This is a genomic window from Blastococcus sp. URHD0036 (assembly GCF_000701365.1).
GTDB lineage: Bacteria > Actinomycetota > Actinomycetes > Mycobacteriales > Geodermatophilaceae > Trujillonella.
The window spans coordinates 174,026-186,908 of sequence record NZ_JNIK01000004.1 but is presented as its reverse complement, the minus strand read 5'-3'; the positions used below and the strand labels follow the sequence as shown (position 1 = coordinate 186,908).

13 protein-coding genes are annotated in these 12,883 nt (G+C 72.6%); 7 read left to right on the top strand and 6 right to left on the bottom strand.

Annotated features, from left to right (window positions below):
• Positions 1 to 75: 75 nt before the first annotated feature.
• Positions 76 to 900, top strand: a complete 825-nt coding sequence (locus N555_RS26600) for a class I SAM-dependent methyltransferase (RefSeq protein WP_051683738.1) — start codon at positions 76 to 78, stop codon at positions 898 to 900.
• On the opposite strand, the gene N555_RS0104580 is transcribed toward N555_RS26600, so the two are convergent.
• Complete coding sequence (locus N555_RS0104580) at positions 834 to 1,832, bottom strand: hypothetical protein (protein WP_029430321.1); 999 nt, start codon at positions 1,830 to 1,832, stop codon at positions 834 to 836. The two genes, N555_RS26600 and N555_RS0104580, sit on opposite strands and share 67 nt — an antisense overlap.
• A gap of 186 nt (positions 1,833 to 2,018) precedes the next feature.
• Entirely contained in the window at positions 2,019 to 2,867 is an 849-nt protein-coding gene (locus N555_RS0104575) for a hypothetical protein (RefSeq protein WP_156036179.1), read from the bottom strand.
• A gap of 22 nt (positions 2,868 to 2,889) precedes the next feature.
• Between N555_RS0104575 and N555_RS0104570 the strand changes: the two genes are divergently transcribed.
• The 3 genes from N555_RS0104570 to N555_RS0104560 all read left to right on the top strand — a co-directional run bounded on the left by N555_RS0104570 (position 2,890) and on the right by N555_RS0104560 (position 7,765).
• A complete protein-coding gene (locus tag N555_RS0104570) occupies positions 2,890 to 3,798 on the top strand; it encodes a hypothetical protein (protein WP_029430319.1) in 909 nt (302 codons plus the stop codon).
• A 1,887-nt stretch (positions 3,799 to 5,685) separates the two neighbouring features.
• Positions 5,686 to 6,189 (top strand): hypothetical protein, encoded by a 504-nt coding sequence (locus N555_RS0104565; RefSeq protein WP_156036177.1) that lies wholly within the window; start codon positions 5,686 to 5,688, stop codon positions 6,187 to 6,189.
• A 121-nt stretch (positions 6,190 to 6,310) separates the two neighbouring features.
• Entirely contained in the window at positions 6,311 to 7,765 is a 1,455-nt protein-coding gene (locus tag N555_RS0104560; protein ID WP_029430317.1) for a sugar transferase, read from the top strand.
• An 18-nt stretch (positions 7,766 to 7,783) separates the two neighbouring features.
• On the opposite strand, the gene galE is transcribed toward N555_RS0104560, so the two are convergent.
• The 3 genes from galE to N555_RS27795 all read right to left on the bottom strand — a co-directional run bounded on the left by galE (position 7,784) and on the right by N555_RS27795 (position 9,918).
• Positions 7,784 to 8,764, bottom strand: coding sequence for a UDP-glucose 4-epimerase GalE (gene galE / locus N555_RS0104555; RefSeq protein ID WP_029430316.1), 981 nt, complete (start codon positions 8,762 to 8,764; stop codon positions 7,784 to 7,786).
• A 65-nt stretch (positions 8,765 to 8,829) separates the two neighbouring features.
• Complete coding sequence (locus tag N555_RS0104550; RefSeq protein WP_051683736.1) at positions 8,830 to 9,678, bottom strand: hypothetical protein; 849 nt, start codon at positions 9,676 to 9,678, stop codon at positions 8,830 to 8,832.
• 66 nt (positions 9,679 to 9,744) lie between these two features.
• The gene (locus N555_RS27795) at positions 9,745 to 9,918 is read right to left on the bottom strand and encodes a hypothetical protein (RefSeq protein WP_156036175.1); all 174 of its coding nucleotides are present in this window, start codon (positions 9,916 to 9,918) and stop codon (positions 9,745 to 9,747) included.
• Between the two features lie 252 nt (positions 9,919 to 10,170).
• Between N555_RS27795 and N555_RS27790 the strand changes: the two genes are divergently transcribed.
• The 3 genes from N555_RS27790 (at position 10,171) to N555_RS0104530 (ending at position 12,248) form a co-directional block, all read left to right on the top strand.
• The gene (locus N555_RS27790) at positions 10,171 to 10,347 is read left to right on the top strand and encodes a hypothetical protein (protein WP_156036173.1); all 177 of its coding nucleotides are present in this window, start codon (positions 10,171 to 10,173) and stop codon (positions 10,345 to 10,347) included.
• 89 nt (positions 10,348 to 10,436) lie between these two features.
• Complete coding sequence (locus N555_RS0104535; protein ID WP_051683735.1) at positions 10,437 to 11,042, top strand: arsenate reductase/protein-tyrosine-phosphatase family protein; 606 nt, start codon at positions 10,437 to 10,439, stop codon at positions 11,040 to 11,042.
• Between the two features lie 108 nt (positions 11,043 to 11,150).
• Positions 11,151 to 12,248 (top strand): LCP family protein, encoded by a 1,098-nt coding sequence (locus N555_RS0104530; RefSeq protein ID WP_081865983.1) that lies wholly within the window; start codon positions 11,151 to 11,153, stop codon positions 12,246 to 12,248.
• Between the two features lie 6 nt (positions 12,249 to 12,254).
• On the opposite strand, the gene N555_RS0104525 is transcribed toward N555_RS0104530, so the two are convergent.
• Positions 12,255 to 12,875, bottom strand: coding sequence for an arsenate reductase/protein-tyrosine-phosphatase family protein (locus N555_RS0104525; protein WP_034508843.1), 621 nt, complete (start codon positions 12,873 to 12,875; stop codon positions 12,255 to 12,257).
• Positions 12,876 to 12,883: the final 8 nt, after the last annotated feature.

Below are 12,883 nucleotides of genomic sequence, written 5' to 3'. Positions count from 1 at the left end.
GCCAGATCCGCCGATGGCCGACCGCTGGCCGTCCTGCGCCGGAGCGGAGGGCGACAGCCGCCGTCACGATAGGTTGTGATCGACTCGCTGAGGGCCTTCGTCGTCACGCCGATGCCGGGCACGCAGCTGGAGGCTCTCTGCGCGGGCCCTGTCCTGCAAGCTGGCGCCGTGGCGAACGACATGAGCAGGACCGACGCCAAGACGGCCGCCGTCATCAGCATCATCGAGCGGCTCGGCCATCCGTCCCGCGCGCTGGTGGTCGGCTGCGGCGACGGCAGAGAGGCCGGCGTGCTCGCCCGGCACTTCGGTGCGGAGACGATCGGCGTGGACATCGAGGACGACTTCGTCGAGGCCGACTCCGCCCCCGCGCGTCTGCAGGTGATGGACGCGCAGCACCTCGACTTCGCCGACGGGTCGTTCGACCTGGTCTACTCGTTCCACGCGCTCGAGCACATCAGCGATCCGCGCCAGGCGGTGCGCGAGATCCACCGGGTGCTCGCTCCGGGCGGGGCGTTCGTCATCGGCACGCCGAACAAGTCACGACTCGTCGGCTACATCAACAGTGACGCGCCGGTCCGTGATCGGATCCGGTGGAACGTCGCCGATCTGCGCGCCCGGGCAGCCGGTCGCTGGTCGAACGAGGCCGGGGCGCATGCCGGGTTCACCGCTGGGGAGCTCATGCGGCTCTGCGCGACGATCGGACCCGTCACCGATGTCGCTCACGCCTACTACTCGGCGCTCTACTCCTCGAGACGGCGCCTGATCGACGGGATGGTCCAGTTGCGTGTCGCTCGGCTGCTGTTCCCAGCCGTGTACATGGCCGGACGGCGGAGTCAGGAAGCGACGCGGGATGGCAGTCCGGCGGGGTGGAACTCCCCCCACGGCGCGGCGCCGTCGTAGTCGGACTGCTGGTTGACGTAGGCGTAGCAGCCGGAGTCGACGTACTCACTCAGCCCCGCCGCCGTGTCGGTCACCGCGAAGTTGATCGCCCGGCCACGGGTGACCGGGGACTCCGCGGCCCATTGCGGCGAGCAACCGTAAGGCCCGAAGTAGTCGATCTCGCCGTCATGGTGCTCGACGAATCCACCGTCGGCGAGCGCGTTGCCCGACTGCGCGACGTCGGGGTAACCGCCACCGTCGTTCGCCGACCAGGTGCCGTTGACCAGGAAGACCAGACCGTGGGCGTCGGCCACCGAGCGGAGCGTCTGACTCAGTGCGATGGCACCGGCCCGGTAGTCCGCCTTGTCCGGGAAGGTCTGCCAGTCGAAGCCCGGGTACCACGACCGCGACCCCAGGTCATCGGCGAAAAAGCCGGCCATGTGCGGGTTCTCCGCCACCATCGCCTCCAGCACGCACCGGAACTTGCTCTGCAGCACCGATCCGACCCGGAAGTCGTTGAGGAACCCGTTCGAGTTGGCCCGGTAGTCCCCCGGCCAGCGTGACGTGGCAGGACCACAGGCAGACGCGTTGATCAACATGTCGTGGTAGCGGCCGTGCGCGTCGTCGATGACCGCGTCGAGGTAGATGAGCACGCTGCCGCCCGCGGATGAGACGTCCCTGAACTCGCGTGCCCGGTAGTTGTCGCGGCCGGCCACCACGAGGCCCCCGGGGTGCGCGTACGCGGTCGCACCCGGCGCAGATTCGTAGAAGAGTGCGGCCGGCTGCGCGGGCGAGTTCCGGACCATCGTCAGGGCGGACGTCGGAGGCGGCCCGCCGGAGGCCGGGCCGCTCCCGCAGGCGGTCAGGGCCAGCACCGCAGCGCACACCGCCGCGCACGTCGCCCGGCCGAGCTGCAGCGCGAAGCCGGGTCGGCGCCCTCGGTCGGCGACCATGGTCGCTCCTCCTGCTCGGCCGCCACGGCAGCGGGACCAGTGCGTCCCGACCTGCCGCGTGCACGACGCCATGGATGCACGGCTGTGCCTCGATCGTACGGAGCGGTGGGCCGGTACGAGCGACCGAGAACGCGCTGCTGCCGCCGGACGTGTGGTCCGGCGGCAGCAGCGCGGCACCCGGGGTCGTCAGGAGGCGACCCGGGAGGGCAGTCCGGTGGGATGGAAGCTGCCCCAGGGAGCCACTCCGCTGTAGTCGGACTGCTGGTTGACGTAGGCGTAGCAGCCCGAGTTCACGTACTCCGTCCGGCCGGCGGAGGTGTTGGTGACCGCGAAGTTGATCGCCCGGCCACGCGTGATCGGGGACTGTGCGGCCCACTGGGACGAGCAGCCGTACGGGCCGAAGTACCCGATCTGGCCGTCGTGGTGCTCGACGAAGCCGCCGTCGGCCAGGGCGTTGCCCGACTGCGCGGCGTCGGGGTACCCGCCGCCGTCGTTCGCCGACCAGGTGCCGTTCACGAGGACGACCAGACCGTGCGCGTCGGCCACCGATCGCAGCGTCTGGGTCAGTGCGATCGCGCCGGCGCGGTACGCGGCCCTGTCCGGGAAGGTCGACCAGTTCACGCCCGGGTACCACGACCGTGAGCCGAGGTCATCGGCGAAGAAGCCGGCCATGTGCGGGTTCTCCGCGACCATCGCCTCGAGCACGCACCGGAACTTGCTCTGCAACACCGATCCGACGCGGAAGTCGTTGAGGAACCCCCACTCGTTGGCCTGGTAGTTGCCCGGCCAACGCGACGTCGCAGGACCACAGGCCGACGCGTTGATCAACATGTCGTGGTAGCGGCCATAGTCGTTGTCGATCAGCGCGTCGAGGTAGATCAGCACACTGCCGCCGCCGGCCGAGACCTGCTCGAACGCCGGGTCCTGGTAGTTGTCCCGGCCCGCCACCACGAGCCCTCCCGGGTGCGCGTAGGCCGTGGCACCCGAGCCACCCCCGTAGAAGACTCCGCCGGCTTGCGCGGGCAGGTTCGTCACCGTTCCCGCCGCGGGCGGCGGGGTGGACGTCGCGGGCGGCGGGGTGGACGTCGCGGGCGGTCTCGAGGTGGACGTCGAGGTGGACGGCGGCGTGGACGTCGAGCTGGACGGCGGGGTGGACGTCGACGTGCCGGCGCTCTGCGTCGCCGATGAAGACGGCGCGGGCCGGGACGTCGGAGCGGTGGAGGACGGCGGGGTCGAGGTCTGCGTGGTGGTGCTCGTCGAGGGGGTCGTCGTCCCTGCGGCGGGCGGGGGGCTCGAGGTGGAGACCGCCGCAGGAGCCCGCACGTCGTGCTGGGTCACCCGGACCGTCGCGGACCTCGCCGTGCCCAGGACGTTCACGACCGTCTGTGCGGTCACCGCGCCGGTGGGGACGGGGAGCGTGGCCTGGACCCGGGTCCAGGCCGAGTCGTTCACCGCTCGAGCAGTCCCGCCCGTCCACGACAGGAAGGCCCCGTCACGGCCGAACCACGACACGGTGATCTGGGCCCTCGCCCCGGCCCTGGCCCGGACGTCGGAGGCGAAGGTCCAGGTCTCACCGGGGCGGACACCCACGTTCGGTTCCCGGACCCGCGTGGTCGGTCCGGACGAGGTGACCCGGGCGGCCCAGGAGGCCGCGACGTGGTCGGTGACAGCGACGCGACGGAGGTCGCCGGCTCCCTCCTGGATGGAGAACCCGCGCAGGTCGGACGCCAGGACGGGGTTGGGCGACAGGTTCGTCCCGCTCGAGGACGAGCCGCTGCGGGCGGAGGACGTCGCAGCCACCGCCGCGATCGGGACCAACAGCGCTGCGGTCACGATCGCGAGGATCTGGAGGAGTCGTCGGGCCCGCGTGCGGGGCCGCCGATTCCTGGGAGCGGCATGGGAAGTCATCGTGTTCCTCGGGTTCTGGGGCGGGATGACGCCCAGCAGGTGGTCGGCGCGGTCCTGACACGCACCCCGACTCCACGGTCAGGTACAAGTGGTCGACGGCCCCGTCGTTCGGGCAGGGCCTCGGGTGATGGCCCCTCGCGAGGTGGCCGGCTTTCGTCACTCAGCGAACCACGGTGCACACCGGCCGTGAGCAATGGGGGGGTCTGACGGGGCTGCTGTGACGAGTGGGGAGGATGGGGTCGATCGCACGCGTTTCGAGACGAGAGCGACCGCATCAGATCGGTCCGACGGTGATATCGCGCCTGGCCGAGCCGCCCTGTGGTGGCCACGCGGCCCTCGCCCGATGCACGCCGGCCTTCGGGTCGAGGTGCTGGCGTTTTCACAGACTTCGGCGCCCGACCTCACTCAGAGTGAGCCCCCGCCGGACTGGCGCCGTATATGTCCAGGCCGCGCGCCGGGAAGCAGTTGACGCTGAGTCATCACGTGTGAAGGTCGGGCCTCCCACGGCACTCCATCGGTGGAGTGCGGCAGTCGAGAGGGGGTGCGCGCCATCCCCGCGAGCCGCCTCCCCGTCCTCGTCGGCACCCTCGTTCGACGCGTGCTGCTCACGCTCCTCCTCGCAGTCGTGGGGTGGTTGCTGCTCGCCGACGTCATGGATCGGGCTCGCGCGGACGTGGACGGCCCGACATCCGCGATGGACGTGAGCTCGACAGGTGCCGCGGGGGTGGACAGCACGGCTCTCGGACTGCCGCCGGTCACGGACGACGCATCTGTCGCCCTCCCCCCGCAGCCCGCCGAGCCCTCGTCGGGCGAGCCGTCCGCGAGCGGAATGCCGGGAGCAGCGGAGACCCTGGTACCGGACCCGACGCCGCCGCGGACGACGTCCGAGGCGCCTGTCGTCCCAGCGGCGTCGCCCACCGTGGGCCAGCCCTCACCGGGGCCCGAGGCGCCGTCGTCGGGAGCGATCCCCCCGCAGACTCCCGATCCGCCGCCGGATGCTCCCGGGTTCCCGGCCCCCGCTGACCGCCCACCCCTGCCGACGCCTCCCGTGGTGGCGGATCTTGGGCAGCCGGCCCCAGCCACTCCAGCGACCCCAGCCCCGCGGCCGGCGGTTCCCGCGGCACCCGAGGTCCCCCCCGCCCCCACTCCGCCGGCTGCTCCCACCCCGCAACCAGTCCCAGCGGCTCTACCCGTGCCGGCCGAGCACCCGCCCGTGCCCGCGGTGCTGGATCTTGCTGCCGAACCCACCTCCCCGGCACCCCCCGTTCCCGCTGACCGCCCCGCCCCGCCGACCCCCGCTGTGGTGGCGGATCCTGGCCCGCAGCCGGCTCCTGGGGTTCCGCCCGAGCCGGCCCCACGACCGGCGGCCCCCGCGGCGCTCCTGCTCCTGCCCGAACCAACCCCGCCGGCTCCGCCCGCCGCCACTCCGCAACCAGCTCCAGCGGCTCCCGTCGAGCCGGCCCCGCAGCCGCCCCACCCCCCGGCACTCGAACTCCTGCCCCTGGCCCTTCCGGCCTTCCTGCCGCAGCCCGAGCCCGCATCCCAGCCGCTACCGCGAGTGGAAGCCGAGCCAGCACCTCAGCCGGCCCCCGCTGCTCCGCTCCAGCCGACCCCGCAACCAGCTCCAGCGGCTCCCGTCGAGCCGGCCCCGCACCCGCCCCACCCCGCGGCACTCGAACTCCTGCCCCTGGCCCTTCCGGCCTTCCTGCCGCAGCCCGAGCCCGCATCCCAGCCGCTACCGCGAGCGGAAGCCGAGCCGGCACCTCAGCCGGCCCCCGCGGCTCCGCTCCAGCCGACCCCGCAACCGGCGGTCACCGCGGCACTCCAGCTCCTGCCTCCGCTGGCCCTACCTTCGCAGGACGAGCCCACACCTCAGCCGACACCGCGAGAGGCAGCCGAGCCGGCTCCACGGGCGACCGCCACCGAGTCGGTGGTCGAGGAGACCGTGGAGCCGCTGCCGGCCACGACGGCGGCGAGCGACGTGACGCTGCCAACGACCGCCGGGACCGAGCCCGTCGCCGAGCTCGGATCTGGCGAGGCCTCCCGACTCGGGGACGTCCCCCACCCGCAGGTCGCGCCCTGCGCCGCCTCGGCCGAGAACGCGCGGACGGCGGCGATCGGCGAGATCCCGGTCAGCTCGGCGACCTCTGACCGCGAGGCCGGCACCGCGGCACCAGGCACGGGGGCGACCCCCGTCGGTCCGTTCCTCCCGACCCCCACCCCGACCCCGGCTCCCCTGCCGGCGCCCGCGCCGGCGGGGCCCTGCCCGCCGAGCGGTGGCGCCGGCGTCTCTGCAGGTGGCAGCCAGGCGACCACGAGCACGCCGCTCCCTGCCGTGATGGTCACGCAGCCGGCCGTCGCCGCCGCGAAGGCGGCGGTGCGCCGGATGGAACGCGCCGCCGAGCGCGTCACCGACCGCGCCGGCGAGCCGGACTCACTGCCCGACTGAGCCGAGGGTTCGCCCCCGATCACGCTCTCGGGCGTCCCGTGTGAGCGGGCGCCGCACCCCTCGACTGCCGCTCGCCGCAGTCGCCTCTCACCCACCGCGCAGTCTCAGCAGAGGGACTCCCATGAGGCCGGTCAAGATCCATTCAAAACCGCTCGTCTCCCCCGCGCAGGTGCGCGGCGCCGGGACGGTCGCCCGCCGCGCATGGCGCACCGCCTACGTGCGCCGACTCGTGGTCGGGGACTTCGCGTGCGCGCTCGTCGTCGCCGTCCTGACCATGGGGCTCGGCCCGGTCCCGGCCGCGAACGCGGCCACGATGCCGAGCCTGGCCCTCCTCATACCTCTGACCTGGGTCACCGCGATGTCGCTGGCCCGCAGCTATGAGCAGCGTTTCCTCTGGGACGGCGCCGAGGAGTTCCGTCGCGTCTTCTTCGCCACCGCGATGCTCCTGGCCGCCATCGGCACCGTCTCGTGGGGACTGCGACTCGAGGTCGCCCGTGGCTTCGTCGTCATCACGCTGCCGCTGACGTGCGTGTTGACCCTGGTCCACCGGTACGGGGAGCGGAAGTTGTTGCACCGGCAGCGCGCCCTGGGCCGCGCACTGCAGACCACCCTGCTCGTGGGACACCAGCGCGGGATCGTCGCCCTGCACGACCAGTTGCGGCGGGAGACCCACCATGGCTATCGGGTCGTGGGGTGCTGCCTGCCGTCGACCGGTGAGGAGGCGTTCGACGGCCTTCCGGTGCTCGGCGAGCTAGCGGACGTCCTCAAGGTCGTCGAGCTGTACGAGGTCGACACGGTCGCCGTCCTGCCGACACCCGAACTGGACGGCGGCGCACTGCGCCAGCTCGGGTGGGATCTGGAGACCACCCGGGCGGAGCTGCTCCTCGCCCCGGCGGTGACGGAACTCGCCGGACCGCGCGTGCGCATCCGCCCGTCCTGCGGCCTGCCGCTGCTGCACGTCGAGCGGCCCGAGCTCCGCGGAGTCCGACGCCTGCTCAAGGAGACGTTCGACCGCAGCGCCGCGCTGCTCGGTCTGCTCGTGCTCCTCCCTGCCCTTTTCGCCATCGCGAGCGCCGTCAAGCTCACGAGTCCGGGCCCGGTGCTCTTCCGTCAGCAGCGCGTGGGCCGGGACGGTGAGGTGTTCGGGATGATCAAGTTCCGCACCATGATGGCCGACGCCGAGAGCATGACCATGGCCGTCAGCGATGATGGGAACGGCGTCCTCTTCAAGTTGCGTCGGGATCCGCGGGTGACGTCGGTCGGCCGGTTCCTGCGCAAGCACTCGCTCGACGAGCTGCCGCAGTTGGTGAACGTCCTGAGCGGCCAGATGTCCCTCGTCGGGCCGCGTCCGCCGCTGCTGTCCGAGGTCGCGCGCTATGGCCCGGACATGCGGCGCCGGTTCCTGGTGAAGCCGGGGCTCACGGGGCTCTGGCAGGTCAGCGGCCGGTCGAACCTCTCGTGGGACGACTCCGTGCGCATGGACATCCGGTACGTGGAGAACTGGTCGTTGACGTACGACCTCATGATCCTGGGCAAGACGCTCCGCGCGGTGATCCGGGGCGAGGGTGCGTACTGAGCCACCGGCGCAGGCGCGTCAGCTGCCGGCCGCTGAGCGGGACCAGCCTTCCCACGACGAGGCCACCATCTCCTCGACCCCGTGCTCTGCCCTCCACCCCAGCACCTCCCTGATCCGATCGGTCGAGGCCACGACCCGCGGCGGATCACCGGCTCGGCGCGCCTCCACGATCGGAGCCGACCACGGCTCCTCCGCGGTCCCGGTGACCCTTCGGATCGTCTGCACCATCTCGCGTACCGAGACGCCCCGGCCGCGGCCGATGTTCGCCGTCAACGCACGGACCGCATCTGAGCCGAGTGCCCGTGCGGCGGCGACGTGCGCCGATGCGATGTCGCCGACGTGGACGAAGTCGCGGATGCAGGTGCCATCGGGGGTGTCGTAGTCGTCGCCGAAGATCCTCGGCGGCTGTCGACGGTCCAGCGCCTGGAAGACCATCGGCACCAGGTTGGATACGCCTCGGTCGGTGAGGTCCGGGGCTGCCGCCCCGGCGACGTTGAAGTAGCGCAGGTTCGCATGTCGCAGACCCGTGGCCCGGGCCGTGTCGGCGACCATCCACTCACCGACGAGCTTGGTGGTCCCGTAGGGATTGACCGGCCGGGGCTCAGCGTCCTCGTCGACCAGGTCGACATCGGGCGCGCCGTACACGGCCGCGCTGGAGGAGAAGACGAACGACTCGACGCCGGCCTGCGTGGCGGCCTCGAGCAGGACGCGCAGCCCCTCGACGTTCTCCCGGTAGTAGTAGAGAGGAAGGCGGACCGACTCCTCGACCTGCTTCTTCGCTGCGAGGTGCACGATGCCCTGCACCGCGTGGTCGTGGAGCGCCCGGGTCACCGAATCGGCATCGCTCACGTTGGCCGTCACCAACGGGACGCCGGCGATCCGCCCCGGGTCTCCGGTGGAGAGGTCGTCGAGGACGACGACTTCCTCGCCCGCCATCCGCATCGCCCGGACGACGTGCGCCCCGATGTAACCGGCTCCGCCGGTTACCAGCCACGTCATGGGCCGGAGATTAGTCACGACCTCACGGTCACAAGCAGCCGAATGGCGGCGACACCTCGAAGGGGTCAGCCCCAAGCGCCCTTGCCCTCGGGAGACCGCGCGCCCTCGGCGACCTCAAGGGTGTGCGCGTCGGCGTCCCGGCGCAGCGGCCACGAAGCCGGAAGAACGAGCCGCGGCGCTACGCCGACGAGGACCGCGAGCAGGAACGCGACGCCGGCGAGTGCCTCGCCCGACTCCTCGAGGAAGGTCGCGGTGATCGCGAGCTGCCCCGGCGCGACGGTGGACACCGCCGACAGGCCCACCGACGCGACGGCGTAGGCGGCCAGGCAGGAGAGCACCCGGCGGCGGTCGCGCCGCTCGGCTCGGGTGATGAAGGCGAGGGTGGCGATGACGACACCGGCGGCGGCCACGCTCAGCGCGACCGCCTCAGGCTTCCCGACGGCGCCGGCCAGGCTCCGCATCGCCTCGGCGTGCACGGTGCTGCCCGTCTTCACCGCGGCGATGACAGCGGCGACGAGGCCGACGGCGAGCCACCAGGCGCGCCGGCCGGGAATGCGGGCGGCGGCAGCCAGGGCGGCGACGGCGGCGACGGCGAACATCGCGGCCACGAACAGCCGCGGCGCCGAGAAGGCGGCATCCATGGAGAGGGCGCGGGCGGTCGAACCGGTGGCACCGTCGAGTCGGAGGGCATAGCCGACGGCCTCCAGGGCCACGGCGGTGCCTGCCAGGGCGATGCCGACCGGCGGCAGCGGGATGCGCCGGCGGGCCGAGAACATGGCCCCGACCCGGGCGGGGTCGGCGCCGGTGTCGATGGCGCGCTGATCGGCGAGGCGGATGCCCCGGCCGAGCACGACGGCGGCGAGCGCTGCGAGCAGCACCCAGGCGATCAACGCGACGGCGATCCAGAACCACACAAGCCACTCATCGGCAGGCCGGGGGCCGGACGGGACCGCCTGTCATCCCATCGGGGTGGACCGGGCTCAGGGCGTGCGGGTGGCGGCGGGCCGGAAGTCGTCGGGCAGGTCGGCCGTGGTCAGCGGCCGCCCGGCGCGCGGGGTCCGCTCGTCGGCCAGCCGGATGCACCGCCCGAGCACAACACCCGAGAGCACGGCCAGGACTGCCCACGTCGAGAGCACCATCACCCAGATCTGCACGGCGACGTCATCGGCAGACCGAGGCGCGATCGGTACCGCGGCCACCCCCTCCGCCCCTCCTGCCCCGCACCCCCCGCCGGCGCACTCCGGTCTGCGGTGTGTGACGGAGCAGTCCCGCCAGTGGTGATCATGAGCCCGGTGTGACGAGCGGGGCGAGGAGCGGTCGAACCCCCGGATGTCGACTCGCCCTTCGGCAGGAAATGCCCACGGTTTCGGCTGAAGACCCCAGGTCTCGCCTCCTACAAAGGAGGTGTGTACCTCTTCGTGTTCGTCGGCCTGGCCTGGCTGCTCACCGCGCCCGCGATGGGAGTCCTGATCGGGAAGGTCGTCTCGGCCGCCGATCGGCGGGCGGGTCCCGCCGCGCGCTTCTCCGCCCTCGAGGCGGACCTACGCACCGCCGCGCGGCGGCCGGCCGCTGGCCACCGGTGAGAGCCGGCGTCGCCTCCCTCTCCCTCGCCGGGGTGAGGAGACCTGCCGATCCGGCCGAATCGGGGCCGGCTCGGCCCTACCGTCCGCTCGTGCGCCTCCTCTTCGTCTGCACGGGCAACATCTGCCGGTCCCCCGTCGCCGAGCGCCTGACGCTGGCCCGCGCATCGGGCGCCCTCGCCGGCAGCCCCGAACTCGGCTCCGTCGAGGTGGTCAGCGCCGGCGTGCAGGCTGTGGCCGGCGCCCCGATGGACCGGCACAGTGCACGGGCACTGGAGTCGCTGGGCGGCGATCCCGGGGGCTTCGGCTCCCAGCGCCTCACTGCGGAGCTCGCCGAGTCCGCCGACCTCGTGCTGACGATGACCCGCAAGCACCGCGAGGCCGTCCTGAGCCTCGCGCCCCGCGGTCTGCGTCGCACGTTCACGCTGGCCGAGGCCGCCGACCTCGCGGCCCTGGCCGACCTCTCCGGTCTGAACCTGTCGCCGATGGACGGGCGGGCACGCGAGTTCGGCTTGCGACTGGACGCCGCGCGGGCCCGCCGTCAGACCTCCCCGGCCGACGACATCGCCGACCCGATGGGTCAGCGGTCCGCCGTCCACACGGAGGTCGCGGCGCGGATCGAGCGGGCACTGCGCCCGCTCGCCGACGTCCTCTTCACCAGCGTGCGAAGCCGGCTGGCCGTTCCACTCCTCGCCTGACACGGCACCGGCGCCGCGTCGGGCCTCACTCCGCCGAGGGACCGGCAGCTACCTGACCAGCGCGAACGCTCCTACGCTCCGACCGACAGCAGTCGAACGGGGGACGCAGTGAGCACGGACGATGGAGCGGGTGAGCCCGACGCGACGGCCGGCGCGGCTGTCGAGGCCGGCCGGCACCGGGACGACGCGCCGCGGGCAGGCTCCGGCGGAGTTCGCCGGGCACTGGCAGGCCTCGGCGTGTTGGTACTGGTGCTCGCCGTGCTGATCGGCGGCGGCGTCTGGTTCCTGACCGACCGGTACGCGGGCAACATCGACCGGATCGCGGACGTCTTCGACGACCTCGACGAGAACTCCCGGCCCGCCGCGCCGACGCCCGAGCAGGCGACAGCCGAGGACCCGGTCACCTTCCTCCTCGTCGGCTCGGACACCCGCGAGACCTCGGACGAGGGGGTCGCCGAGGGCGGCCGCTCCGACGCGATCATGATCGCCCGCTTCGCCGGTGACCGGCGGCACGCGCAGCTGGTCTCCATCCCGCGCGACTCGTGGGTCGACATCCCCGGCCATGGCCGGAACAAGATCAACGCCGCCTACGCGTTCGGTGGGCCGACGCTGCTCATCCAGACCGTCGAGCAGCTCACCGGCGTTCGCATCGACCACTACGTGACCATCGACTTCCAGGGGATCATCCAGGTGACCGACGACCTGGGCGGCGTGGACGTCGTGGTCGCGTCGGAGACCAGCAACGGGCCGTACACGTTCCCGGCCGGGGTGAACCACCTCGACGGCGACCAGGCCCGCTGGTACCTGGGTCAGCGCTACGGGCTCGAGGGCGGCGACTTCGACCGTGTGCGGCGTCAGCAGCAGTTCCTGAAGGCGATGTTCACCCAGCTGTTCAGCAGCGACACGTTCACGAACCCCTCGCGGCTCGACGGGGCGCTGCGCGCCGTCACGGGCAACGTCGCCGTCGACGACTCGCTGAGCAACACCGACCTCCTGTCGATGGCGTACTCGCTGCGCGATCTTCGCCCGGAGAACGTGCAGTCGTTCACCGCGCCGGTGCTGGGCACGGGCCAGGAGGGGGCGGCGAGCGTCGTCTACCTCGACACCGTCACGGGCGAGCGCATGTGGAGCTATCTGCGCAGCGACTCCCTGGGGGCCAACGCGGCCGAGTTCGACGACGAGGCGCTGCCGGACGTCCCCCGCTGAGGCCGGTCAGGCCGCGTCGGTAGCCGGGCTGAGCTCGACGATGCGGCCGAGCAGGGGGATGAGCGCCTCCGCGATGGCGGCGCCCACAGCCTCGTGCACCTCCACCGGCTGGCCGATCGGGTCGGCGATGTCGTCGCCGTGTGCGACCGCGCGGCGCGACCGGGCGACGCTCATCTCCCGCACGAGGGCTCGTGCCCGGTCGGCGAGGAGGTCTCCCGGCAGGTCGGCGCCGTCGCCCACCAACCCGACGAGAGCCGTCGCCTCGCGCAGCGTGAACGTGCGGGACAGCGCGCGCGGGGCCAGCTCGAGCACGCGACGCCGGTGGGCCCGCGTCATGGTCAGGGTGAGGTCGGCGTCGATGGCCATGTCCTCGACGATCTGGCGTGCGACGAAGCCGGATGGGTCGCCGCCATAGCCCTGGAGCACCAGCGAGCTGTCGGGATGCATGGCCGAGCCGACGACCGCGCCGACGCCGGCGCTCGTCAGCCGGACCTGCCAGGCCCCGCTGCCTAGGGTCTCGTCGAGGTAGGCACGACCGAGTCGCTCGGCCAACGCGGAGCGGCAGATGTTGCCCGTGCAGACGACGAGCACGGTGAAGACCGGCTCGTGCGACAGATGACGGGACACCGGCACAT